This is a genomic window from Streptomyces sp. NPDC089424, from assembly GCF_044749345.1.
Taxonomy (GTDB): domain Bacteria; phylum Actinomycetota; class Actinomycetes; order Streptomycetales; family Streptomycetaceae; genus Streptomyces.
Genome location: NZ_JBIVHU010000011.1, coordinates 1 through 23,298 on the forward strand (window position 1 = coordinate 1; position 23,298 = coordinate 23,298).

The 23,298-nt window shown below is 72.0% G+C and carries 18 protein-coding genes; 5 read left to right on the forward strand and 13 right to left on the reverse strand.

What is annotated here, in order from left to right; all coding sequences use genetic code 11:
* On the forward strand, positions 1 to 221 hold a 221-nt coding region (locus ACIP2X_RS34700), incomplete at its 5' end, for a hypothetical protein (protein WP_401681263.1).
* A 129-nt stretch (positions 222 to 350) separates the two neighbouring features.
* Here ACIP2X_RS34700 and ACIP2X_RS34705 read toward each other — a convergent pair.
* Positions 351 to 1,358 carry a stage II sporulation protein M gene (locus ACIP2X_RS34705; RefSeq protein ID WP_401681265.1) on the reverse strand — a complete coding sequence of 336 codons (1,008 nt, stop codon included), beginning with the start codon at positions 1,356 to 1,358 and terminating at the stop codon, positions 351 to 353.
* A gap of 131 nt (positions 1,359 to 1,489) precedes the next feature.
* On the opposite strand from ACIP2X_RS34705, the gene ACIP2X_RS34710 reads away from it, so the two are divergent.
* Complete coding sequence (locus tag ACIP2X_RS34710) at positions 1,490 to 2,455, forward strand: RDD family protein (RefSeq protein ID WP_401681268.1); 966 nt, start codon at positions 1,490 to 1,492, stop codon at positions 2,453 to 2,455.
* A 50-nt stretch (positions 2,456 to 2,505) separates the two neighbouring features.
* On the opposite strand, the gene ACIP2X_RS34715 is transcribed toward ACIP2X_RS34710, so the two are convergent.
* Positions 2,506 to 3,120: a hypothetical protein gene (locus ACIP2X_RS34715; RefSeq protein WP_401681270.1), complete on the reverse strand. Its 615-nt coding sequence runs from the start codon at positions 3,118 to 3,120 to the stop codon at positions 2,506 to 2,508.
* 175 nt (positions 3,121 to 3,295) lie between these two features.
* Complete coding sequence (gene ahcY, locus ACIP2X_RS34720; protein ID WP_401681273.1) at positions 3,296 to 4,753, reverse strand: adenosylhomocysteinase; 1,458 nt, start codon at positions 4,751 to 4,753, stop codon at positions 3,296 to 3,298.
* Positions 4,754 to 5,236: 483 nt separating this feature from the next.
* Between ahcY and ACIP2X_RS34725 the strand changes: the two genes are divergently transcribed.
* Positions 5,237 to 7,435, forward strand: coding sequence for a fructose-specific PTS transporter subunit EIIC (locus tag ACIP2X_RS34725; protein ID WP_401681276.1), 2,199 nt, complete (start codon positions 5,237 to 5,239; stop codon positions 7,433 to 7,435).
* A gap of 90 nt (positions 7,436 to 7,525) precedes the next feature.
* Here the strand turns inward: ACIP2X_RS34725 and ACIP2X_RS34730 are convergent, their stop codons facing one another.
* The 7 genes from ACIP2X_RS34730 to ACIP2X_RS34760 all read right to left on the reverse strand — a co-directional run bounded on the left by ACIP2X_RS34730 (position 7,526) and on the right by ACIP2X_RS34760 (position 15,662).
* Positions 7,526 to 8,503, reverse strand: coding sequence for a cation diffusion facilitator family transporter (locus tag ACIP2X_RS34730; protein WP_401681278.1), 978 nt, complete (start codon positions 8,501 to 8,503; stop codon positions 7,526 to 7,528).
* Positions 8,504 to 8,635: 132 nt separating this feature from the next.
* Positions 8,636 to 9,787, reverse strand: coding sequence for a mannose-6-phosphate isomerase, class I (gene manA, locus ACIP2X_RS34735; RefSeq protein WP_401681281.1), 1,152 nt, complete (start codon positions 9,785 to 9,787; stop codon positions 8,636 to 8,638).
* A 156-nt stretch (positions 9,788 to 9,943) separates the two neighbouring features.
* Complete coding sequence (locus tag ACIP2X_RS34740) at positions 9,944 to 11,074, reverse strand: SIS domain-containing protein (RefSeq protein ID WP_401681284.1); 1,131 nt, start codon at positions 11,072 to 11,074, stop codon at positions 9,944 to 9,946.
* Positions 11,075 to 11,164: 90 nt separating this feature from the next.
* On the reverse strand, positions 11,165 to 11,335 hold the full coding sequence (locus ACIP2X_RS34745; RefSeq protein ID WP_401681287.1) for a Trm112 family protein: 171 nt from the start codon (positions 11,333 to 11,335) through the stop codon (positions 11,165 to 11,167).
* A 609-nt stretch (positions 11,336 to 11,944) separates the two neighbouring features.
* A complete protein-coding gene (locus tag ACIP2X_RS34750) occupies positions 11,945 to 13,309 on the reverse strand; it encodes a phosphomannomutase/phosphoglucomutase (protein WP_401681290.1) in 1,365 nt (454 codons plus the stop codon).
* Between the two features lie 102 nt (positions 13,310 to 13,411).
* The gene (locus tag ACIP2X_RS34755; protein WP_401681293.1) at positions 13,412 to 15,028 is read right to left on the reverse strand and encodes an L-lactate permease; all 1,617 of its coding nucleotides are present in this window, start codon (positions 15,026 to 15,028) and stop codon (positions 13,412 to 13,414) included.
* 211 nt (positions 15,029 to 15,239) lie between these two features.
* Positions 15,240 to 15,662 (reverse strand): DUF3499 domain-containing protein, encoded by a 423-nt coding sequence (locus ACIP2X_RS34760; protein WP_401681295.1) that lies wholly within the window; start codon positions 15,660 to 15,662, stop codon positions 15,240 to 15,242.
* A 294-nt stretch (positions 15,663 to 15,956) separates the two neighbouring features.
* On the opposite strand from ACIP2X_RS34760, the gene ACIP2X_RS34765 reads away from it, so the two are divergent.
* Entirely contained in the window at positions 15,957 to 16,406 is a 450-nt protein-coding gene (locus tag ACIP2X_RS34765; RefSeq protein WP_401681298.1) for a metallopeptidase family protein, read from the forward strand.
* 48 nt (positions 16,407 to 16,454) lie between these two features.
* Here ACIP2X_RS34765 and ACIP2X_RS34770 read toward each other — a convergent pair whose 3' ends face one another.
* The 3 genes from ACIP2X_RS34770 to ACIP2X_RS34780 form a co-directional block, all read right to left on the reverse strand.
* The gene (locus ACIP2X_RS34770) at positions 16,455 to 17,915 is read right to left on the reverse strand and encodes a DUF5719 family protein (protein WP_401681301.1); all 1,461 of its coding nucleotides are present in this window, start codon (positions 17,913 to 17,915) and stop codon (positions 16,455 to 16,457) included.
* Entirely contained in the window at positions 17,912 to 21,646 is a 3,735-nt protein-coding gene (locus ACIP2X_RS34775; protein ID WP_401681304.1) for a glycosyltransferase, read from the reverse strand. Before ACIP2X_RS34775 ends, ACIP2X_RS34770 begins: the two co-directional genes overlap by 4 nt.
* A 181-nt stretch (positions 21,647 to 21,827) precedes the next feature.
* Complete coding sequence (locus tag ACIP2X_RS34780) at positions 21,828 to 22,091, reverse strand: WhiB family transcriptional regulator (RefSeq protein WP_003975777.1); 264 nt, start codon at positions 22,089 to 22,091, stop codon at positions 21,828 to 21,830.
* Between the two features lie 715 nt (positions 22,092 to 22,806).
* Here ACIP2X_RS34780 and ACIP2X_RS34785 point away from each other — a divergent pair.
* Positions 22,807 to 23,298 carry a cysteine dioxygenase gene (locus ACIP2X_RS34785; RefSeq protein WP_401681307.1) on the forward strand — a complete coding sequence of 164 codons (492 nt, stop codon included), beginning with the start codon at positions 22,807 to 22,809 and terminating at the stop codon, positions 23,296 to 23,298.

Here is a 23,298-nt window from a genome sequence, read left to right on the forward strand (position 1 = left end):
TCTCGCGGCTTTCCTCCGGGCGCTTCCCTTCGGTCTTGCGTTTCCGACTCTATCAGATCTTTTCTCGATCCGATTTCCTCGGTGCTTTCCAGGTTTGCGCTTTCGCGCTTTCCTTTCCGGCGGTTCCGACTTTATCAGAAGTTTCGGGCCGGACTTACCGGCCATCCATTCCGATTAATCGGGAGGAGCTTCTCGAAGCTGATGTCGCAAGAAGCAAGTAGGTTCTCAAGGTGCCGACCGGATGAACTCCAGTCCAGGCAACTGTTTGAATCTACCTCCCCACCGGCTCCGTGTCAACGGCTCCTGTGGGGCGAAGAGGAGACTAGCAGTCCGCTGGGCCTGTCCGCACATCAGGCGGCGGTCGGCACGTTCGCGCTCCGCTCGGAGGCCTCCACGTCACCCGTTTCGCCGGTCTCGGCGGCACGTCGACCCAGTACGTAGACGTAGGCGAGGAAGGCGACTTCGGCGACGACGCCGATGCCGATGCGGGCCCAGGTCGGCAGGCCCGACGGGGTGACGAAGCCTTCGATGGCGCCGGCGACGAAGAGTACGAGGGCAAGGCCGATCGCCATGCCGACGGCGGCTCTGCCCTCCTCGGCCAAGGCCTTCCTGCGCGTGCGTGGCCCTGGATCGATCACCGTCCAGCCGAGGCGCAGTCCCGTGCCGGCGGCCACGAAGACCGCGGTCAGCTCCAGCAGACCGTGCGGGAGGACCAGGCCGAGGAAGGTGTCGAGCCGGCCCGCCGAGGACATCAGGCCGAAGCCGATGCCCAGGTTGAGCATGTTCTGGAAGAGGATCCAGAGGACGGGGAGGCCCAGGAAGACACCGAAGACCAGGCACATGGCGGCGGCCTGCGCGTTGTTGGTCCAGACGCGGGCCGCGAAGGACGCCGCCGGGTGGGAGGAGTAGTAGCTCTCGTACTGGCCGCCGGGGCGGGTGAGCTCGCGCAGTTCGCTGGGGGCCGCGATGGTGGCCTGGACCTCGGGGTGCACGCCGATCCACCAGCCGAGCAGCGCCGCGACCAGCGTCGACAGCAGTGCGGTGGGCACCCACCAGTGGCGCGCCCGGTAGACGGCGGCGGGAAAGCCGTGGGTGAGGAAGCGGGTGACGTCGCGCCACGAGGCACGTCGGGTGCCGGTCACCGCACCACGCGCGCGTGCGACCAGTTGGCTGAGGCGACCCGTCAGCTGGGGATCGGGTGCGCTGGACTGGATCAGGGAAAGATGGGTGGCAGTGCGCTGGTAGAGCGCGACGAGTTCGTCCGTCTCAGCACCGGAGAGTCGGCGCTGGCGCCGGAGCAGGTCCTCCAGGCGGTCCCATTCCGCACGGTGGGCGGAGACGAAGACGTCGAGGTCCATCGGTGTGCCTGCTCCTCGGCTGCTCGTCGGCGGGCCCGTCGTGAGCATCAGCTTGTCGTACTGCGATGCTCAATGCCCTCAGCTTGGCAGACTGGCCGTTCCGAGGGCAGGTCAGGGGAAGGACGGCGGGCGTGAGTGAGCTGGTGACGGGCGAGGCGGTGGCGCTGGAGTTGCGCCCCGCGAGGCTGCCCAGCAGGGCGTTGGCAGTCCTGCTCGATCTGGTCGTGGCCTTTGCCGCGTACGTGATCGTGAGCGTGGTCCTGGTGATCTCCACGGCCTCCCTGGACGAAGCCGCTCGGATCGCGGTCTCCATCGCGACGTTCCTGCTCGTTCTGGTGGGCGCGCCGATCGCCGTGGAGACGCTCAGCCATGGGCGGTCGCTGGGCAAGCTGGCGTTGGGGCTGCGGGTGGTGCGCGACGACGGCGGGCCGATCCGGTTCCGGCACGCGCTGGTGCGGGGCGCGATCGGTGTCGTCGAGATTCTGCTGACGCTCGGGGTCATCGCCTGTATCGCGTCGCTCGTGTCGGCACGCGGCCGTCGGCTCGGGGACGTGTTCGCCGGGACCCTGGTCGTACGGGAGAGGATTCCCACCGCCCGTGCGCGTTTCGTTCCGCCGCCGCCTCCCTGGCTCGCCGGCCGCTTCTCGGGACTCGATCTGTCGGCGGTCCCCGATGGGCTGTGGCTGGCCATACGGCAGTACCTCACACGTATGCAGCAACTGGATCCCCAGGTCAGTGGGGCCATGGCCGAACGGCTCGCCGCCGATCTGGCCGAGCGGACCGGGACTCCGGTGCCTCAGGGGATACCCGCGGCCGCCTATCTGGCCGCGGTGGTGCAGGAGCGGCAGGCACGGGAAATCCGGCGGGCTCATGCGAACGGGACCACCCAGCCCGCCCAGCCGACCTATCCCGCCTATCCCGCTTCTCCTACTTATCCCGCCTACCAGGCCTACCCGGCCCCTCCCTCATCTCCCGAAGGCACCGCGCCCGCGCCCGTCGGTCCCGAACAGGAGGGGCGGCAGGCCGGAAAGAGCAGGCCGGCCGCCGGGTCGGCGGATGCGGATCGCCCGTCGACCGGGTTCGCGCCGCCCGCCTAGGCCCGTCGAAGCATCTCCGCCCGCGTCCCGCTCCGAGAAGCCGGAGGGACTCAGGGAAAGACGGACGGCGGCGACTCCAGGTCCTCCAGCTCGATTCCGGGCGCAGCGAGGACCACGTCCCCGGCGATGTGCACGACGTGCTGCTCGCCCGTGTCCAGGGCTGTGACCTGGTATTCCTCCACGATCAGCGGGTCGTTGTCAGTGCCGTGTGCTTCTCTTTCCAGCAGAGCCCAGGACTGGTCCACGGTGCGCGGAGCGAGGACCGGATCCGTGAAGGCGACCAGGCGTACGCGGGTCGCGGAGGCGGAAGGGGTGAGGCGCAGCAGACGGGTGGTGGCGATGAGGAACGCGGGGGAAGTGCCGGTGAAGGCGTGGGCGCCCACGTTGCCTTCCGTGGCATCGGTTCCGGTGGGATCGGTCCGGACCCAGGTGACGCCGTCGAGAGCGGCGCCACGCACCTGCCAGCCCGCCGCGTGCAGTTCGAGACGGATGGGGCGGCCGAGTTCGTCGAGGGCGAGGTCGACGGAGCCGCGGTGATCACCCGAGGGGGCGGTCAGCTGGGAGACGTAGCGCCAGCCGGACGGGCCGGGGGCGCAGTGGAAGTGCTCTTCTGCGAGGGGGGTGTGATCGTGCGGATCGTGGAGCGAATAACGGCCGCGGGGCATGGGGGTCCTGGGGTGTGACGGGCTGGTCCGGTTCGCCGCGACCAGGCGGTGACAGGCCGGCACGGCCAAAGGGACAGGCCCCCGGCACGGGGGTGCGGGGGCCTGTCTCGGAGGACCTTGCCACCGAGTTGCCCGTCAGTGCACGGACGGGCGGCCCAGCGGGCCGGCTGCGGACTCAGTAGCGGTAGTGGTCCGGCTTGTAGGGGCCTTCGACCTCGACACCGATGTACTCGGCCTGCTCGGGGCGGAGCGTGGTCAGCTTCACGCCGAGCGCGTCGAGGTGGAGACGGGCGACCTTCTCGTCGAGGTGCTTGGGCAGCACGTAGACGTCGGTCGGGTACTCGTCGGGCTTCGTGAACAGCTCGATCTGGGCCAGGGTCTGGTCCGCGAAGGAGTTGGACATGACGAACGACGGGTGACCGGTGGCGTTGCCCAGGTTCAGCAGGCGGCCCTCGGACAGGACGATGAGGACCTTGCCGTCGGCGAAGGTCCAGGTGTGGACCTGCGGCTTGACCTCGTCCTTGACGATGCCGGGGATCTTGGCGAGGCCGGCCATGTCGATCTCGTTGTCGAAGTGGCCGATGTTGCCGACGATCGCCTGGTGCTTCATCTTGGCCATGTCCGCGGCCATGATGATGTCCTTGTTGCCCGTCGTGGTGACGAAGATGTCGGCCTTGTCGACGACCTCGTCCAGCGTCGTGACCTGGTAGCCGTCCATCGCCGCCTGCAGGGCGCAGATCGGGTCGATCTCGGTGATGATCACGCGGGCGCCCTGGCCGCGCAGGGACTCCGCGCAGCCCTTGCCCACGTCGCCGTAGCCGCAGACGACGGCGGTCTTGCCGCCGATGAGGACGTCGGTGGCACGGTTGATGCCGTCGATCAGGGAGTGGCGGCAGCCGTACTTGTTGTCGAACTTCGACTTGGTGACCGCGTCGTTGACGTTGATCGCCGGGAACAGGAGGGTGCCGTCGCGGTGCATCTCGTAGAGACGGTGGACACCGGTCGTGGTCTCCTCGGTCACGCCGCGGATCTCGGACGCCAGCTGGGTCCACTTCTGCGGGGTCTCGCCCACCGTGCGGGTGAGCAGTTCGAGGATGACGCGGTGCTCGTCGGACTCGGCCGTGTCGGGCGAGGGGACCTTGCCGTCCTTCTCGTACTCGACGCCCTTGTGGACCAGGAGGGTGGCGTCACCGCCGTCGTCCAGGATCATGTTCGGGCCGCCGGTGGGGGTGTTCGGCCAGGTCAGGGCCTGCTCCGTGCACCACCAGTACTCCTCAAGGGTCTCGCCCTTCCAGGCGAAGACCGGGATGCCCTGCGGGTTGTCGGGCGTGCCGTTCGGGCCGACGGCGATGGCGGCGGCCGCGTGGTCCTGGGTGGAGAAGATGTTGCAGGACGCCCAGCGGACCTGCGCGCCCAGGGCGGCCAGGGTCTCGATGAGCACGGCGGTCTGCACGGTCATGTGCAGGGAGCCGGTGATCCGGGCGCCGGCGAGGGGCTGCGCCTCGGCGTACTCCTTGCGGATCGCCATCAGGCCCGGCATCTCGTGCTCGGCGAGGGTGATCTCCTTGCGGCCGAACTCGGCAAGGGAGAGGTCGGCGACCTTGAAGTCCTGTCGGTTCTCGACAGTGGTCATGCGGGCTGCTCCTCGGTGGTTTGGGTCGAGGTGGGTACGGCTGATCTGCGCGGCGGCGGACACAGGCGTGCCCGAAGAGCACACAGGCAGGCCCGCGTGCGCGCAGCGCAGTCCGTCGGAGGCCCTCTCTCCCTCGGACGGACCCCTGGGGACCGCCCGACCGCCATCAGCAGCGACGTCTGGCTCCGTCCCAAGCTACACCGGGCAGCCCAGCCGTCCCCAGTCCGCCTGCGAACAATTCAAGCCGAACGCGGCACACCGTCACTGTCGGCGACGGAGCGCCGTGACGGCTGGCGCACCGGGTCGGCGAAGGGAGCGCATATGGGGCGACATGGCCGTGCGATCAGGGCTTTTCGCTTCGCGTAGCGGCCTTGGAGTGGCGGAAAGGGTGTTGCAGGATGCGGGGGTGATCGGGGCATCCGGTCACATGTGCGGGGCGTCCGGGGCGGCGTTCCCGTGTGACGAAGCTGTGAGGAGAAAGACGTGACGAGTCCGGCCGGTCCTCCCCCCACGGGCGGCGGTGACGAGCGCAGGCGGATACGTCTGCTGGCGGTCACCGCGTGCCCGACCGGGATCGCGCACACGTACATGGCGGCGGAGAAGCTCGCGCAGGCCGCCGAGAGCCGCGGTATCGAGATGAAGGTGGAGACGCAGGGTTCCATCGGGGCCGAGAACGTCCTGGACGACAACGATGTCAGCCAGGCGGACGGTGTCATCGTCGCCGCCGACAAGGACGTGGACCTGAGCCGCTTCGACGGCAAGCGGGTTCTGAAGGTCGGGGTGGCCGAGGGCATCCGGCATCCCGAGCGGCTGATCGAGCAGGTGCTGTCGGCGCCGGTGCACGCGGAAGGCGGCTCCCCCACGGCCGCGTCCGCCGGTGCCGGCGGCAAGGAGCGGAGCGTCGCGTACAAGGCGCTCATGAACGGGGTCAGTTACATGATCCCGTTCGTGGTGGTCGGCGGTCTGCTGATCGCGATCTCGCTCTCGCTGGGCGGGCACACGGATCCGTCCGGCGGTCTGGTCATCCCGAAGGACTCCTTCTGGATGGACGTGAACAACATCGGGGTCATCGGCTTCACGCTGATGGTGCCCGTCCTCTCCGGCTACATCGCCTACGCGATCGGCGATCGGCCCGCGCTGGTGCCCGGGATGATCGGCGGGTGGATCGCCAACACCGGTGAGCTGTACGACTCCAAGGCGGGGGCGGGCTTCATCGGGGCGATCGTGACCGGGTTCCTCGCCGGATATCTGGTGTTGTGGATCAAGAAGATCCGGGTGCCGAAGTTCGCGCAGCCGATCATGCCCATCATCGTGATTCCGATCGTGACGACCTCGGTGCTTGGGCTGTTCTTCATCTACGTCATCGGTCGGCCGATCTCATGGGTGTTCGAGCACCTGACGAGCTGGCTCGGCGGCATGACCGGGACCAGCGCGATCCTGCTCGGCGCGATCCTGGGGCTGATGATCGCGTTCGACATGGGCGGGCCGGTGAACAAGACGGCGTTCCTGTTCGGTGCCGGTCTCATCGCGACGGGCAACCAGACCGTGATGGGGATGTGCGCGGCGGCGATTCCGGTGATGCCGCTCGGGCAGGGCCTCGCCACGCTGATACGCAAGCGGCTCTACACGGAGCAGGAGCGGGAGACCGGGCTGGCGGCGCTGTTCATGGGGTGCTTCGGCATCTCCGAGGGCGCGATCCCCTTCGCGGCGGCCCGGCCGGCGCAGGTGATCCCGGCGAACATGCTGGGCGGCGCGGTGGCCGGCGCGGTCGCGGGGCTGGCCGGTGTCGAGGACGCCGTCCCGCACGGTGGGCCGATCGTCGCGGTGCTGGGCGCGGTGAGCGGCGTGCCGATGTTCTTCGTGGCGGTGCTGATGGGCACGGCGGTGACGGCGGTGACCACTGTCGGGCTCGCCGGGGTCGGTGAGCGGAAGCGGACGGGGGCGGCACGTGCGCACGGGGCGCCCGTCGGTGGCGGGTTCGCCGCCGGGCCCGAGGCCGCGCTCGTCGGGGCGGGGATCGCGGCGCCGGTCGCCGGGGCCGCCGTGGCGGGAGAGGCGGTGGCCCGAGCGGTGGTCGGCGGTTCCGAGGTGCGGCCCACGGGCGCCTCCGAGGCGGAGCCCGCCGAGGACGCGCGGTCCGACGCCGGGGCGGAGCGCGGTGATCGGTCCGAGGCGGAGCCGGACCGTGGTGCGCACGGCGAGGTCCTCTCCGGTTATCTGACCGGGGAGACCGTGCGGGCCCGGCTCGGGGCGCGGGACAGGGACGCGGCCATCCGTGAGATGGCCGAACTGCTGGCGCGCAGCGGGAAGGTCACCGACGTCGACGCGTTGGTGCGCACGGCGTTGCGGCGCGAGGAGCAGGGCACGACCGGGCTCGGCGAGGGGATCGCGATCCCGCACGCCAAGACGGACGCGGTGAAGGCGCCGGTCGTGGGTTTCGCACGGTCGGACGAGGGCGTGGACTGGGACTCGCCGGACGGTACGAGGGCGAGGCTCGTGTTCATGATCGCCGTACCGGAGGCCGCCGCGGGTGACGAGCATCTGCGGATCCTGGCGCTGCTGTCGCGGAAGCTGATGGACGCCGGGTTCCGGGAACGGTTGCTGGCGGCGTCGGACAAGAGCGCGGCGCTGGGCGTCCTGAGCGAGGTCGAGGAGCCGCGCCGAGCGGGCGGGGGCGAGTAGCCGCGTCGCCGGGTGGGCGCGGGCTCCCCAACGCCTCGGGGGCCGCCGAACGAATCGGCGGGCCCCCGGGCGTGGGAAAAGCGGAGGAGCTCAGTGCCCCGTGGTCTGGCTCGGGCCGCCCGGTGAGGCCTCCCGGTCCGGGCCCTTGGCCGCTTCCGACTCGCTGTAGATGTCGGGCTCCAGGTAGATGACGCGGGCGATCGGGACCGCCTCGCGGATGCGGGCCTCGGCGGCGTCGATGGCGGCGGCGACCTCGCCGGCGGTCTCGTCGTGGCGCACCGAGATCTTCGCGGCGACCAGGAGCTCCTCCGGGCCGAGGTGGAGCGTGCGCATGTGGATGATGCCGGTGACGGTGGTGCCGTCGACGGTGGCGGCCTCGATCTTCCGGACGTCCTCGATGCCGGCCGCCTCGCCGAGCAGCAGCGACTTGGTCTCGGCGGCCAGGACGAGCGCGATCAGGATGAGCAGGACGCCGATGCACAGGGTGCCGATGCCGTCCCAGATGCCGTCGCCGGTGAGCAGGGCGAGGCCGACGCCGCCGAGGGCGAGGATCAGGCCGACCAGGGCGCCGAGGTCCTCCAGGAGCACGACGGGAAGCTCGGGCGCCTTGGCGTGCCGGACGAATTCCTTCCAGGACCTGCGGCCACGCAGGACGTTGGACTCCTTGATGGCCGTCCGGAAGGAGAACGTCTCGGCGATGATCGCGAAGACCAGCACGCCGACCGGCCAGTACCAGTGCTCGATCTCGTGCGGGTGCTTGATCTTCTCGTAGCCCTCGTAGATGGCGAACATGCCACCGACGGAGAAGAGGACGATCGAGACGAGGAACGCGTAGATGTAGCGCTCGCGGCCGTAGCCGAAGGGGTGTTGCGGGGTCGCGTCGCGCTGGGCCTTCTTGCCGCCGAGGAGCAGCAGGCCCTGGTTGCCGGAGTCGGCGAGCGAGTGCACCGACTCGGCCAGCATCGACGACGAGCCACTGAAGAGGAACGCCACGAACTTCGCTACCGCGATCGAGAGATTGGCGAGCAGTGCCGCCACGATCGCTTTGGTGCCGCCTGACGCGCTCATGTGTTCGCGTTGTCCCTTCGTACGCCGTCCACCGGGGCTAGGCCCGCTCGCGGGCTTTGCCGGTCCTTTGCCGGTGGGCCATTGTTGCAGCCCCGTCCGACACGGGTGCGCCAGGTCGGCACACCCGGGGAATCAGGCCACCACGGTCGCCCGGAAGAGCGTTCCCGTACCGGACACTTCGGCTTTTTCGCCGGCCGGTACGAACACGGAGCGGCCCGGCGCCAGTTCGAGCTCGCCCGCGCGGACCGTGCCCGCGGTGCAGAGCAGGATCTGCAGGGTCGGACGCGTGAGGTCGCGGGGGGCGCCGCCCTCGGAGAGCACGTACCGGGACAGCCGGAACTCGTCGATCGGGGTGTCGTAGAGCTCCTCGCCGTCCGGGGACGCCTCCGGGCGCAGGACACCCGCGTCGCTCGCCTCGAAGCGGACGATACGCAGGAGTTCGGGGACGTCGACGTGCTTGGGGGTCAGGCCGCAGCGCAGCACGTTGTCGGAGTTGGCCATGATCTCGACGCCCAGGCCGCTGAGGTAGGCGTGCGGGATGCCGGCGCCGAGGTACAGGGCCTCACCGGGTTGCAGGCGCACGTGGTTGAGCAGCATCGCGGCGATCACGCCGGGGTCGCCCGGGTAGTGGTGGGCGAGGACGGCGTAGGGGGCGTAGTCGCCGCCGAGGCGGGCGCAGGCGGCGGTGGTCGCCGCGACCGTGTGGGCCATCTCCTCGCGGTCCGCGGTGAGAACGGCGGTGAGGACCTCGCGCAGCGCCGCCTCCTCGGGGTGGGCGCGCAGCAGGTCGACGTACGGCTTGAGGGAGTCGACGCCGAGGCCGGCGAGCAGGTCGGCGGTCCGGTTCGGGTCGCGGAAGCCGCACAGGCCGTCGAACTCGGTGAGCGCGCAGATCAGTTCCGGCTTGTGGTTGGCGTCCTTGTAGTTGCGGTGCGGGGCGTCCACGGGGACGCCGCGGCGCTCCTCCTCCTCGTAACCCTCCTTCGCCTGGGCCAGGTCGGGGTGCACCTGGAGGGAGAGCGGGGCGCCCGCGGCAAGGAGCTTCAGCAGGAAGGGGAGCCCGGGGCCGAACTTGGCCACCGTGGCCGCGCCCAGCTCCTTCTCGGGGCCGGCCGCGATGAGGTCGACGAGTGTGCCGCGGTCGGTGCGCGAGGGTGCGCCCGGGTGGGCACCCATCCACATCTCCGCCTGCGGTTCGCCGGTCGGCTCGACGCCGAGCAACTGCGGGATCGCGGTGGTGGAGCCCCAGGCGTAGGGGCGGACGGTGTTGTCGAGGCGGTCCATTCGACTCTCTCTGCCGGTTCAACTGCGCAGCGGACGGGCGTGCGGACGGCGTACCTGGCTCGTACGTCGTGCGCACACCCCTCGTACGCCTTCGGTTCTCTTCGCGTACGGACGCCGCTCTCCTCGCGTATCGAGGCCGGGGCGTCCTGTGCCAGATCAGGCCCTTGAGGCGAGCGCCAGGTAAACGGCGGCGAAATCCGCGACGGCGATCAGTTCGGAGAGGGTCTCCAGCTCGCCGCCGGGCTCCGGCTCCAGCTCGCTGATCGGTGTGTCATGGCTCAGGGCCAGCTCGCGGGCGGCGGGGGCGGCGGTGAGGCCGCCGATCGGGCGGTCGCGCAGCAGCACGACGTGCGCGTGCAGCGCGGGCTGCTCCTCCACGCGGTCGCGGAAGAAGTCGTCGGGGTCGGCGCCGGCGGCGAGCCGGCCGGCCAGCAGGGCGCTGTGCGCGGCGAGCGCCTCGGGGAGTTCGGCCACGAGGGCGGGGCGGCCGGCCAGTTCCGCGAGCGCGGCGGCGAAGCGGCGTCCGGCGGGTCCGGCCGAGGTGCCCTCCGTCCAGATCACCGGGAGCGCGTCGGCCAGCTCGCCGGCCAGGGTCTTGGCGGCGTTGCTGTACGCCTCGATGGCGGGCCCGCACCGTTCGGCGATGTGGTCGAGGCGGTCGGCGACCTTCTCCAGCGCGTCCGGGGGCGCGGTGAGCAGGCCGATCCGGTCCAGCAGCGCCAGCAGCGGGGTGAGCAGCGCCCACAGGACACCGGGCGCGGAGGCGGCGAGCGGCTGCTCGTCCTGCTCGTACGGGGCGGTCGCCATCGGTACGAAGAGCCCGTGGGCGCCCGCGACGGCCTCGGCGAGCGGGGTGCCGGCCGGGGAGACGGCCGCGACGGCGGCGCCGCGCCGGTAGGCCTGCTCGGCGAGCAGGGACAGGCCCGGTTCGGTGCCGTCGGGGGTGGCGATCAGGAGCAGGTCGACGGAGCCGGCCCAGCCCGGGAGCTCCCAGCGCAGCGCGCCCGCGACGGGGGCGACGCCGGTCGGGGCGAGGCGGATCACCGGGCTGCCGGGGCCCGCCAGCGTGCCGAGGAAGTCGGCGGCGTGGGTGGCGGCGGCGCCGGGGCCCGCGATGAGGACGGCGCGGGGGCGGCCGTCGGGTTTCAGCTCGCCGAGTCCGGCCTCGACGGCGAGCCGGGCGGCGGTGCGGACGCGGGCACCGGACTCGGCGGCACCGCGCAGCAGGCCGCGCTGGTCGGCCTCTGCGAGGCCCTCCGGGGAGTCGAGCAGCGTTTCGTCGAGCATGTGCGGCAGCCTCCGAACGCCGGGGTCGGCGGTTGTGCGGGCGGCGGGTCTCTTGCGGCGGGCCCGGTCTGCGCGGACGCCTGCGGGGCGTTACGCCGGGCGGCGGGCCTCGTCGACGAGGAGGACGGGGATGCCGTCGCGGACGGGGTACGCCAGGCCGCAGTCCTGGCCGGTGCAGACCAGCTCGGTGTCCCGCTCATCGAGGGGGGCGTGGCAGGCCGGGCAGGCGAGGATCTCCAGGAGGCCGGCTTCGAGCGGCATGAGCGGTCCCTTCGGGGCGGGTTGTGTGTACCGGTTCGGGTACGTGCGGTTGTGCGGATGTGCCTGGTCAGGGTACCGCCGTGCGGGCGGGGTTGTGGGGGGTTGGGGGCATGGTGACGGGGGTCGGGCGCCGGGGTGGGCCGAAGCCGCCGTGAGCGGCGGCGCCGAGGCGGGTCGGGACGGCGGTGACCGGCGCGGGAACCGCCGCACGGTCGCCCGCGGCATCGCGGCCACCGGCGTGTCCGGGGCGCGCCGCGTAGCCGTCGGCGGCGAAACCCGGGAGGCGGGCGGCGCCGGGCGGCCGTGAGCGGGAGCCCGGGGCGCCGGGCTCCCGTGATGCGGGCGCCTGGGCGGCGGTGGTCCACGGCGAACCGCCGGGCGCTCGCCGACCGCGGCGCGACGGGATCGCCACCGCACCGCGCGCCCGCGCGGCGGCGATACCCCGGACCCGCAGCCACGACCCGAACAGCGCCCCGAGACCCTGACACCGAGCGACCGGTGGCCCGCGCAGGGCGTGCACTCGCACCCCGGGCCCCGCGCACGCCGGTCCGAGGACGTCGCACACGCACCCGGCGGTCACCCCGCCCAGCACCCCGCCGCGCCCCGGTTTCACCCCCGGATGATCGCCAGCGCCTCGTCGCGGATCTTCACCATCGTCGCCTCGTCCCGTGCCTCCGCGTTCAGGCGCAGGAGCGGCTCCGTGTTGGAGGGGCGGACGTTGAACCACCAGTCGGCGGCCGTGACCGTGAGGCCGTCGAGTTCGTCGAGGGTGACGCCCTCGCGGCCCTCGAACGCCGACTTGAGCGCGGCGAGGCGGCCCTGCTGGTCGTCGACGGTGGAGTTGATCTCGCCCGAGCCCGCGTAGCGGTCGTACTCCTCGACCAGCGCGGAGAGCGTGCCCTTCTGGCCGCCGAGGGCCGCGAGGACGTGGAGGGCGGCCAGCATGCCCGTGTCGGCGTTCCAGAAGTCGCGGAAGTAGTAGTGCGCGGAGTGCTCGCCGCCGAAGATCGCGCCGGTGCGGGCCATCTCGGCCTTGATGAAGGAGTGGCCCACGCGCGTGCGGATCGGCGTGCCGCCGTTCTCCTTCACGACCTCCGGGACCGTCCACGACGTGATCAGGTTGTGGATGACGATGCCCTCGCCGCCGTGCTTGGCCAGCTCGCGCGCGGCGACCAGGGCGGTGACCGCGGACGGCGAGACCGGGTCGCCGTTCTCGTCGACGACGAAGCAGCGGTCGGCGTCGCCGTCGAAGGCGATGCCGAGGTCGGCGCCCTCGGCGCGCACGCGCTCCTGGAGGTCGACGATGTTGGCCGGATCCAGCGGGTTCGCCTCGTGGTTGGGGAACGTGCCGTCCAGCTCGAAGTACATCGGCACGAGCTCCAGGGGCAGGCCCTCGAAGACCGTGGGGACCGTGTGGCCGCCCATGCCGTTACCCGCGTCGACGACGACCTTCAGGGGGCGGATGGAGGTCAGGTCGACGAGCGAGCGCAGGTGGACCGCGTAGTCCTCCAACGTGTCACGCTGCGTGATCGTTCCCCGCCGCGCGGCGGGCTCGGGGGCGCCCGAGTCGCTCCAGCGCTCTACGAGTTCGCGGATCTCGGCGAGGCCGGTGTCCTGGCCGACCGGGGCGGCGCCGGCGCGGCACATCTTGATGCCGTTGTACCGGGCCGGGTTGTGCGAGGCAGTGAACATGGCGCCCGGCAGGTTCAGCGCGCCCGAGGCGTAGTACAGCTGGTCGGTGGAGCACAGGCCGATCTCGGTGACGTCGACACCGCGCAGCGCCGCCCCGCGCGCGAAGGCGCGGGACAGTCCCGGCGACGAGGGCCGCATGTCGTGCCCGATGACGATCGCGTCGGCGTCGGTCACCTGGGCGAAGGCCGCCCCGAAGAGCTCGGCCAGCGGCTCGTCCCACTGGTCGGGGACGACGCCGCGCACGTCGTAAGCCTTCACGATCTGCGACAGATCAGCAGCCACGGCCAACCCTCCTGGAAGTACTGTCGGAACCCCCAAACTACCCGCCCGGGCCGACGACGCACGGCGTGGACCGAAACTGGTCCCCCAGCCGTAACCCTGAGGTCAGGGCAGCATCCAGCCGAGCACCGGTGAACTCTGGCCGACCACAATCAGACACATCACGAGCAACAGCGCCAGGCTCCACGGCAGCACCTTGCGCAGCAGGTCCCCCTCCCGGCCCGCGAGGCCGACCGCGGCGCAGGCGATGGTGAGGTTCTGCGGGGAGATCATCTTGCCGAGGACGCCGCCGGAGCTGTTGGCGGCGGCCAGCAGTTCCGGTGACAGTCCCGACTCGCGCGCGGCGGTCACCTGGAGCGCCCCGAAGAGGGCGTTTGCCGAGGTGTCCGACCCGGACACGGCGACCCCGAACCAGCCGAGCACCGGCGACAGGAACGCGAGCCCGGCGCCGGCCGCCGCGACGAAGTGACCGATGGTGGCCGCCTGTCCGGAGAGGTTCATGACGTACGCGAGGGCCAGCACGGAGGTCACCGTGAGGATGGCGAACCGCAGTTCGTACACGGTCGCGAGCCACTCCTTGACCGCCACGCGCGCGTGCACCCCGATCACGACCGCCGTGAGCATGCCCGCGAGGAGCACGAGGGTGCCGCCGGTGGACACGATCGGCCAGGTGAACACGTTGCCGCCGACCCGCTCCCCCTCCGGGTCGAGAACGTCCAGGAAGGGCCAGTCGTACATCTGGGTGGCACCGGCCAGCCAGTCCTTGACCGCCGGGATCTGCGCCACCGAGAAGACGGCCACAATCAGCGCGTAGGGCGCGTACGCCCGTACGACCTCCGCGCGCGGGTCCCGCTCGTCGAGCTCCTCGCTGCGGGCGCCGGTCAGCACGGACGTGCGCACGACCTCGGCGGCGGGCCTGCGTGACTGCGGTACGGCGACCAGGGCGCCCGCGCCCGCCAAGGCGGCGGCGATGTCGGCGAGTTGGGCGGAGAAGTAGTTCGAGGCGGCGAACTGGGCGACGGCGAAGGCGACTCCGCACGCCATGGCGGGCACCCAGGTCTCGCGCAGACCGCGTTTTCCGTCCACGAGCCCGACCAGCACCAGCGGCACCACGAGGGCGAGCAGCGGGGTCTGACGCCCCACCACGGACGCCACGTCCTCAAGGGGCAGCCCGGTGACCTGGGCCAGCGTCACCACGGGTGTGCCCATGGCGCCGAACGCCACCGGGGCGGTGTTGGCGACCAGCGCCACGATGGCCGCCTTCACCGGGTCGAAGCCCAGGGCGACGAGCATCACCGCGCTGATCGCGACGGGGGCGCCGAAGCCGGCAAGCGCTTCCAGCAGGGCACCGAAGCAGAAGGCGACGACGAGCGCCTGGATGCGGGGGTCGTCGGAGAGCCGCCCGAACGATCTGCGCAGGATGTCGAAGTGCTGGGTCCGTACCGTCATCCGGTACACCCACAGGGCGTTGACGACGATCCACAGGATGGGGAAGATCCCGAACACCGCCCCGTGGACGGCGCTGGAGAGCGTCTGGTCCAGCGGCATGCCGTAGGCGAGCGCGGCGACCAGGACGGCCGCCAACAAGCCTGTCAGGCCCGCCAGATGGGCCTTCATGCGCACAACCCCGAGCAGGATCAGGACGATCACCAGGGGTAGGGCCGCCACCAGGGCGGACAGACCGAGCGAGCCGGCAACGGGGGCCAGTTCCTGGACGTACACGAGCGCCTCCCCGGATTCCGCGATGCGGAAAGCGATTTCTCACGGGTGACGGAATGATCGTGTCCGCGACAAGCGCGCGTCAATGGGTGTGCAGCATTCAACGAAATGAGGCCCCTGGGGCCAGAGGGGATCCGGCCCTGGACCAGAGAGGAATCGGCCCTGAGGCCTGTGAGGAATCGACCCTGAGGCCTGTGAGGAACTGACCGACCGCTCAGTTGTCGGGGGAGCGCAGAACCCGCAGGTGGCCGCGGCGCGCGACCTCCATCGGATCCGCCGCACGGCCACCGCCGCCGGCCCGGGCCGCGCGTTCCTGGGGCCGGGCCGCCTCGCGCACCGCGTTGGCGAGCGCTTCCAGGTCGTCGCCGCTGGGACGGGCCGGCGCGGAACCGTCGAGGAGGCGGACGACCTCCCAGCCACGGGGGGCGGTCAGACGCTCGGAGTGCTCGGCGCACAGGTCGTAGCAGTGGGGTTCCGCGTAGGTGGCGAGCGGGCCGAGAACCGCCGTCGAGTCGGCGTAGACGTACGTCAGCGTCGCTACGGCGGGACGGCCGCAAGCGGTGCGCGAACAGCGACGTACAGGGCTCACGACGTTGGACGGTACCGCACTCTTGAGCGGGCCGCGACGACTCTCCACCAGGTCACTCCACCGTGTCGTGGTGTGAGACGCCCCACAGGCCCCTCCCGACACACGTCGCTGACCTGCGTGGACATGCCCGGGCGGGGTCCCGTACGACCATGAAAGCGGTCAACACTCCACATAAACGGCGTCAATTGCCTCGTGATCGCCGGTCTCGGAGAGATACGGAATCGAGCCCAATCTTGGCTGGAATGGTCATCCGGCGACATGCCGTACGGCGGCGACCGCGAGGCCGGAACGGGGCGTGGACACCCGGCGCACGCCGTGCGCGAGGACTACGCTTCACCAGTGATGGACAACCGAGTACCGCCCCGGCCGACGGGCCCCGGGCCCCGTCGCCGCGATCGTCACGGCCGAGGCATGCGTGGGCCGATCGCGCCCCCTCAGGTGCCGCTCGCGGCGAGCCGCGCCGAGGCGTTCGCCGATCTGGTGCAGGACTCCGTGGAGCGCCTGGAACGGCGCTGGCCGCAGCTCGCCGACATCGACTTCCTCGTCCTCGAAGTACCCCGGCTGGACGGTCCGGGGCAGTCCTGGAACGACGAGGCGGTACCCCTCGGCGGCACCGTCGCGGCACGTGAGGGACGGCCCGCGCGGGTGGTCGTCTACCGGCGTCCCGTCGAGATCCGCACCAAGGGCCGCGACGAGCGCGCGGCCCTGGTCCACGAGGTCGTCGTCGAACAGGTCGCCGAGCTGCTCGGCCTCACGCCGGAGACGGTGGACCCGCGCTACGGCGAGGACTGACCAGCCCGCTACGGCGGCTGCCGGACGGCCCGCGCGGCGCCCTGCACGTCACTTCTGGAGCACCGACAGATCCTGCTCGGCCTCCGGGACGGCCACCGTCCCCCGGTCGTCGGGCAGGGTCTGGACCGTGAAGGCCGGGACGCCGTCCTGCGTCGCGGTGAGGGTCCGCGAGGCGTGGACCGGACCGCCCGAGACCGGCTCCACCGTGAGCGCGTACGTACCCTTCAGGCCGCTCGGCACGGGCACCTCGACGTCCTGCGTCGTGCCCGCCTTGACCGCGTACGTCTTCGAGACCGGTTCGCCGCCCTCGGTGCCCGCCGACGCCGTGACCTTGACCTGGGCAGACTCCCCCGGCGCGACCAGCGAGAGGGTCACGCCCTTCGCGGTGTTGCCGACCGAGGTGGCGCGCGTGCCCACGGCCCGTGCGGCGGGGATGAACGCCGTCTCCTGGGAGCCGCCCTTCCCGCGCACCACCTGCACGGCGGCCACCACGGGAACCGCCTGGTCCGAGGGGGTCAGGACCAGGGAACCGGCCTCGCCGCGCGTGACGTCGCCGAGGTCGACGGAGGTCGTCGCGCCCGACTTGACGTGCAGCGTCTCGCTGCCGGCCGGTGTGATCAGCCCGTTCGGCGAGGCGAGGCGCACCTTGAGGTCCGCGTCGCTGTCCCCCGGCGTGAACGCGATCAGCCGCACCGACGTCGCGTCCTTGGGGATACCCGGGACGACCAGGCTCCCCGCCGGATCCGCGGCGGCCGCGAGCCAGTCGCCGCCCGCCTCGTCGTCCAGCGCCTGCACCGCCGCGCCGACCCGCCCGCTGCGGACGTTCACATGGACCGTGAGGTCGGCCTCCTCGGCGTCGGTCAGCGTCGACAGCAGGATCGGCTCGCTGGAGCGGGGGGCGACGGTGATGCCCTCACCCACGGTGGACTGGAGCTCGCCGTCCTTGCCGTACAGCTCGATGTCCACCACGGCGGCGGAGTCGTCCGGGTTGGTCAGGTGCGCGTAGTCGGTCCGCCCGGCCGCCGTACTGGCCCCCGGGAACCAGAAGTCGGTGTCCGGCGCGGAGCAGTTGAGCCCGAGCAGACCGCGTCCCGCGCCGGCCGTGACCTCGGTCGTCTGCTGCACGGTCCAGCCGGGCGCGAACTTGCCCTCCGCGGTGCCGATCAGCGCGGGCGCCTCGCCCCCCGAACTGTCCCCGGACACCGGCGAGCCCGGCTCCTTGGGCTTCAGCACGGGCTTCGCGGCCTTGCCGTCGGTGGCGGGCAGCAGCTCGCCCGCCCCCTCGGCTCCCGTGCCCTCGGTGACCGGGGTGAAGGACGTGTACGTCGTCTCGGCGAGGTCGGACGTGCTCGGCGCGGGGCAGGCCAGGCTCGACCGCTCCACGGGCAGCTGGGCCGCCGCCTTGGCGGTGTCCTTCCCGGTCGCCTCCGGGGCGACGAGCGTGGCGAACCCGGTGAGGGCCGCGAGCGCGCCGACGCCGGCGATCAGGGACAGGGTGGTGCGGTTCACTGCTGACTCCCGTCGGGGCGCTCGTTGCCGCTGCCATGCGGGTGTTGCTGCTGCGCCGGGTCGTACGCCGGGTCGTAGCCCTGCGGGTACTGGTCGTAGGGCTGCTCGTACGTCCCGGGCTGCTGCTGCCCGTACGCGTACGGGTCGTACTGCCCGCCCTGGTAGGGGTCCGCCTGGTACTGGTCGTTCTGGTACTGCTCGTTCTGGTACTGGTCGTTCTGGTACGGCTGCCCGTAGCCGTCGGCGGGGTACTGCGGGCCGGCGTCCTGGTACTGCTCGCCGCCGTACGTGCCGTACTCGGCGCCCGCGTAGCTCGTGGTGTCACCGCCCCAGGCGCGAACGTCCTCGTCCGGGGGGACCCCCATGTCGTAGGACTGCTGCCGGGGCACCGGCACCGGGGTTTCCTCCTCGGCGGGAGGCGGGAACTCCTCGTCCCGAGCGGCCTCTTCGGCCTCGGCCTGCGCGCGCAGACGGCGGGCGCGGCGGCCCTCGCCTTCCGTCGCCTGCGCGGGGATCACGGGCTCCTCGGGCAGGTCGTCGTCGACGTCGCGGCGGCGCCCGGGCAGGGCGAGCACCACGAGGACCACGGCGAGGAAGCCCTGCGCCCAGAGCCAGGCGGTGTGGCTGATCGGGTCGTCGTAGGTGACGTCCAGGGTGCCGCCGCCGGCGGGGAGTTCGAAGCCCTGGGCCCAGCCGTCGACGGTGGTCCGGGTCAGCGGCGCGCCGTCGAGGGTGGCCGTCCAGCCGTCGGACGCGGCGTCCGCGAGACGCAGGATCCGGCCGTCGGCACCGGCGGGGACCTCGGTGTGGATCTCGACGGGTCCGGCGGCCACCGGCTGCGGGGCACCCGAGCCGGAGGCCGGGACGACCACCGCGCGCGCGACCTGGCGGTCGACCCGCCACAGGGCGCCGCCGTCCTGCTGGCTGAGCCGGCTCAGACCGGGCGTGGCGTCGAGGACCCGGCTCACCTCGCGGGGCGCGCCCTGGTGCACGAGGACGTAGCGCACGGCGAAGTCGCCGAGCTGGTCTGCCTGGTCGGCGCCGGAACCGGCGACGAGGTTGGCGACGACCTTGTCCAGCGTGGCGTTGCCGCCGTCGGCCGCGGCGAGTTCGGCGTCGCCGAGGCGGGCGCCGGAGCCGCGGACCAGGGTATAGCCGACGTGGGCGGGGGAGTCGCTGTCGAGGACGAGGGTGCGGGCCTGGTCGCGCGTGCCACTCTCCTCGGCGACGAACGCGGGCACCTGCACCGGGTCGCGGCGCTCCACCGGTCCGTCGGCGCCGCGCAGCATCCAGCCGGCGGCGACGAGCAGCGGGCCCGCGGCCGCGGCGAAGGCGATCAGCGCGGCGACCGGCTGGCGCCAGCCGAAGCTCTGCTCCGCCACGCGCGTGCGTGCCCCCTCGGCGCCGAGCACGGCGGCCGTCAGGAGCGCGAGGCCGTAGACGAGGGTCGCGGGGCCTGCCCAGGCGGAGCCGTTGGACAGCACCGCGAGGACCAGGCCCACCAGGGCGACCACCCAGGCCGACCGGATGCCCCGCCGGCGCTCGTCGCGCAACAGGGCGGCCAGCGCGGCCAGCACGATGCCGATCAGCATCAGGCCGCTGACCGTGCCGGGACCGCCCGGGCTGGCGCCGAGCAGATCGAGGGCGGAGGCGGCCGAGTCGCCGTACTCCAGGCCGGCCTCGCGGAAGAAGCCGAACGGCAGCAGGGACAGCGACCAGGGCGCGAGGACCAGCAGGGGCGTGCCCAGCTGGGTCAGGAAGCGCAGGCCGTAGGCGGCGATGTCGCCGCGCCGCACGACGAGCAGCCCGGCACCGAGGAGCAGCGCCACGGGCCACACGATCGGCGTGAAGGCGGTGGTGACCGTCAGCAGCAGGGCGTAGGCCCAGGTGGCGCGCCAACCGCCGCGCGCGCCGGAGGTGTTCGCGAGGCCGCTCGCGGCGACGGCCGCGCGCGCGAGGAGCGGCAGCAGCACGGCGAGGACGGCGGTGCCGAGCCGGCCGCCGGCGAGGGCGCCGGTGACGGCGGGCAGGAAGGCGTACGCGACGGCGGCCCAGGCGCGCAGCAGCCGGGACTCGACGAGCGGGCGGGAGGCGAAGTACGCGGTGAGTCCGGCCAGCGGCACCGAGCAGACCAGCAGCACCGTGATCGCGAGGCCCGTGGAGCCGAACAGCGTGGAGGCGAGCATCGCCACCAGCGCGAGATACGGCGGCGCGGAGCCGTCACCGCCGGCGCCCACCGGGTGCCAGGAGTCGAGGTAGCGCGACCACAGCTGACCGGAGTCGGCGGGTGCGGGCAGCAGGGCGCCGCCCGCGAGGGAGCCGCCGCCGAGGAGTTCGCGGCAGGCGGCCAGCGAGACGAACAGCAGGACCAGGAAGAGCATCGGGGCGGGGTTGCGGGCGATGCGCTTCAGGCGGGCGAACTGCTCGATCTCCAGGAATTCCGCGTCGTCGCCGCCGGGCCCGGACTCGACCGCGCCGCCGTGCCGTCCGGCGCCGGAGGTCACCTCCGGGTCGGAGCTGCTCAGGACGCTGCCCGCGACCTGTTCGACGGTGGCCCGCACCGTCGCGCCGGGCGGCGGGAACAGGGGGCGCAGCTCGCCCTTGTCGACCACGGGCCGGCCGCGCCTGCGACGGCCGGCGACGATCCGCTCGGGCCGCAGCAGGACGCCCATCAGACCGCGGATCTCGTCGACCGCCTGCCCGGGCACCTTGCCGACGAGGTAGGCGACGGTACGCAGCAGGGTGCCGAGCACCACACGGAGCAGCACCCAGGGCAGCGTGGCCGAGCGGGCGTTGACGAGGAGGGTGTAGACGGCGCCGGCCTTGTCGACCTTGTGCGGCGAGGCGGTGGTGCGGCCCGCGCAGTCGACGGCGCGCCGCTCCCGGGAGGCCGCCTCGGCGTGGCGTACGACCGCCTCGGGGGCGATGAGGACGCGGTGCCCGGCCGCCTGGGCGCGCCAGCACAGGTCGACGTCGTCACGCATCAGCGGCAGCCGGCGGTCGAATCCGCCGAGCTCGTCGAAGACATCACGCCGGATCAGCATCCCGGCGGTGGACACGGACAGCACGGTCCGGACGTGGTCGTGCTGGCCCTGGTCCTGCTCACGGCGGTCCAGGCCGGTCCAGCGGCGGCCGGAGTTGGCGATGCTGACGCCGACTTCGAGGAGCTGCCTGCGGTCGTACCAGCCGCGCAGCTTCGGGCCCACGACGGCCACGTCGTCGCGGCCGAGTTCGAGTTCGTTCTCCACCACCCGCAGCAGCTCGGCCAGCGCGTCGGGTTCCGGTGCGCAGTCGTCGTGCAGCAGCCACAGCCACTGCACGGGCTCGCCGTGCGGCAGCTCGGGCATGTCGTAGGCGTCGTCGCGCCAGCTGCGCGTGACGGGGTCCCAGCCGCTCGGCCGCTTCAGGTACGGCAGCTCCTGCGGCGTGAGCAGCGGCGCCGCGCGGTTGACCTCCTCGACGGCCTGGCCGAAGCCGGTGCGCCGGGCGAGGTGCAGCACCCGCTCCGGGCCGAGGGCGTCGCCGACCCGCTGCGCCGAGTCGTCGGCGCTGCCGGTGTCGGCGGCCATGGCGAACTGGACCGGGCGCTCCTGGCCGAGCAGTCCGGCGAGCGCGTCGGGCAGCCAGCGGGCGCCGTCGTGGGAGACGAGGACCGCGGTCACCACATGACGCGGGAACTCTGGTGTGGCAGCGGCATCGTGGTGGGCTGCCGTGTGGCTGTGCACGGACATCGAGGTACGGGCCCCGGTTCGGTGGACTGCGGTGGACACCTGAGCCGTTTGGGGGCGGCGGGGTGTCTCGGACGAGCGCCCACACTATCGGCTGCCCATGACGAGGGCCCGCCGCCTGTGGACAACCCACCCGCGACGGGCCGTTCGCCCCGTGTGCACGAGGACGACGTGTGCCGTTGTGTCAGACGGCCGCCTTCTTCAGTCGGCGGCGCTCACGCTCGGACAGACCGCCCCAGATGCCGAATCTCTCGTCGTTGGCCAGGGCGTACTCAAGGCATTCGGAGCGGACCTCGCAGGCGAGACAGACCTTCTTGGCCTCGCGGGTCGAGCCGCCCTTCTCGGGGAAGAAGGACTCGGGGTCGGTCTGGGCGCACAGCGCGCGCTCCTGCCAGCCGAGTTCCTCGTCCGCGTCGTCGACCAGCAGTTGCTGCACCAGCTCGGTCATGTGCGCCCCTCGTCTGTCTTTCGCGTCCCCGTGATGTAGCCGTTACCGATTCCGGCTGAACGACACGAGTGAAATTACAAGTGTGCTGCTCCGGGCGAGTCAAGCCGAGATCTGCTATTGAGCCCCTTATTCACTCTGCGGAACCAAGGCCATGCGGAAAGTGTTCAAATCGCCATAAACCTTGACACGCTTTCGGGGCCCGGGAGGCCGTCGGCCCCACGCGCACCCTGTACGGAGAAGGACGCCCAGTGGCTCGATCTCGTTCCGACACGCGCATCGAAGCGAACCGGATCACATTCGGATCACGGGATCGCTTCGAGGCATGCGCGCCCGGTTGTGCGCCATGTGTCCCGGTCAACGCATGAGCAAACCTTTCATCTGGACGATGAACCGGAAGAGGTGAAACATGTCCCACATATCGGGCGTCGAGTTGACAGTGGTGGTGTGACCCGCTGTCCTAGTGGGCATGCTCGCGAACTTGGTGCCCACCTCGACCCGCTCCGCCGGGTCCCTCGGTGCTGCCCACGCTCGTTGTAGCTGTTGTCGCTGTTCCAGCTGTTGAGCCCCACGCGCTCCGGCTGCCCCTGAGTCCCACCGCGACTCGGCTGCTGTTCCCCACGCCCGCACCCGGGCGCCCCCTCCCGCCCGTGACCCGGGCGGACGGTCGTGACATCCAGCCCCCGCACCTCTCCCCCGCCGAGGAACCACCGCATCCATGAACAGCGACAGCGACCTCCAGATCGCCGGCGACATCCTCGAAGTCCCGCACCTGCTCCAGGCCCCGCGCGAGCACCCGGCCACCGTCGCCGACTTCGTCGGCCTGGCCCGTTCCGTCGCGGCCGACCGCGCCCAGTGGGAGCACCTCGTCCGGTACGACGCCACCAGCCGCTGGTACCACCGGCTGCGCACCGGCCCGGGATACGAGGTCTGGCTGCTGTCCTGGCTGCCCGGCCAGCGCAGCGGACTGCACGACCACGGCTCCTCCTCCGGCGTCCTGACCGTCCTGGAGGGCACCCTCACCGAGCGGACCGAGCACACCGCGCGCGCGTGGGAGCCGGGGGCGCAGCGGGTGTTCGCGCCCGGCTATGTGCACGAGGTGCTGAACGACGCCCTCGAACCGGCGGTCAGCCTGCACGTCTATCACCCGGGCCTCACCGCGATGCCGATGCACACCCCGCAGTGCACGGCCCTCGCCGAGCTCCCGTAA

Coding starts and splice junctions, on each gene's coding strand:
- ACIP2X_RS34785 (WP_401681307.1), top strand. CDS start 22,807: ATGAACAGCGACAGCGACCTCCAGATCGCCGGCGACATCCTCGAAGTC.
- ACIP2X_RS34730 (WP_401681278.1), bottom strand. CDS start 8,503: ATGAGCGCGTCAGGCGGCACCAAAGCGATCGTGGCGGCACTGCTCGCC.
- ACIP2X_RS34715 (WP_401681270.1), bottom strand. CDS start 3,120: ATGCCCCGCGGCCGTTATTCGCTCCACGATCCGCACGATCACACCCCC.
- ACIP2X_RS34765 (WP_401681298.1), top strand. CDS start 15,957: ATGGACAACCGAGTACCGCCCCGGCCGACGGGCCCCGGGCCCCGTCGC.
- ACIP2X_RS34740 (WP_401681284.1), bottom strand. CDS start 11,074: ATGCTCGACGAAACGCTGCTCGACTCCCCGGAGGGCCTCGCAGAGGCC.
- ahcY (WP_401681273.1), bottom strand. CDS start 4,753: ATGACCACTGTCGAGAACCGACAGGACTTCAAGGTCGCCGACCTCTCC.
- ACIP2X_RS34745 (WP_401681287.1), bottom strand. CDS start 11,335: ATGCCGCTCGAAGCCGGCCTCCTGGAGATCCTCGCCTGCCCGGCCTGC.
- ACIP2X_RS34780 (WP_003975777.1), bottom strand. CDS start 22,091: ATGACCGAGCTGGTGCAGCAACTGCTGGTCGACGACGCGGACGAGGAA.
- ACIP2X_RS34705 (WP_401681265.1), bottom strand. CDS start 1,358: ATGGACCTCGACGTCTTCGTCTCCGCCCACCGTGCGGAATGGGACCGC.
- manA (WP_401681281.1), bottom strand. CDS start 9,787: ATGGACCGCCTCGACAACACCGTCCGCCCCTACGCCTGGGGCTCCACC.
- ACIP2X_RS34775 (WP_401681304.1), bottom strand. CDS start 21,646: ATGTCCGTGCACAGCCACACGGCAGCCCACCACGATGCCGCTGCCACA.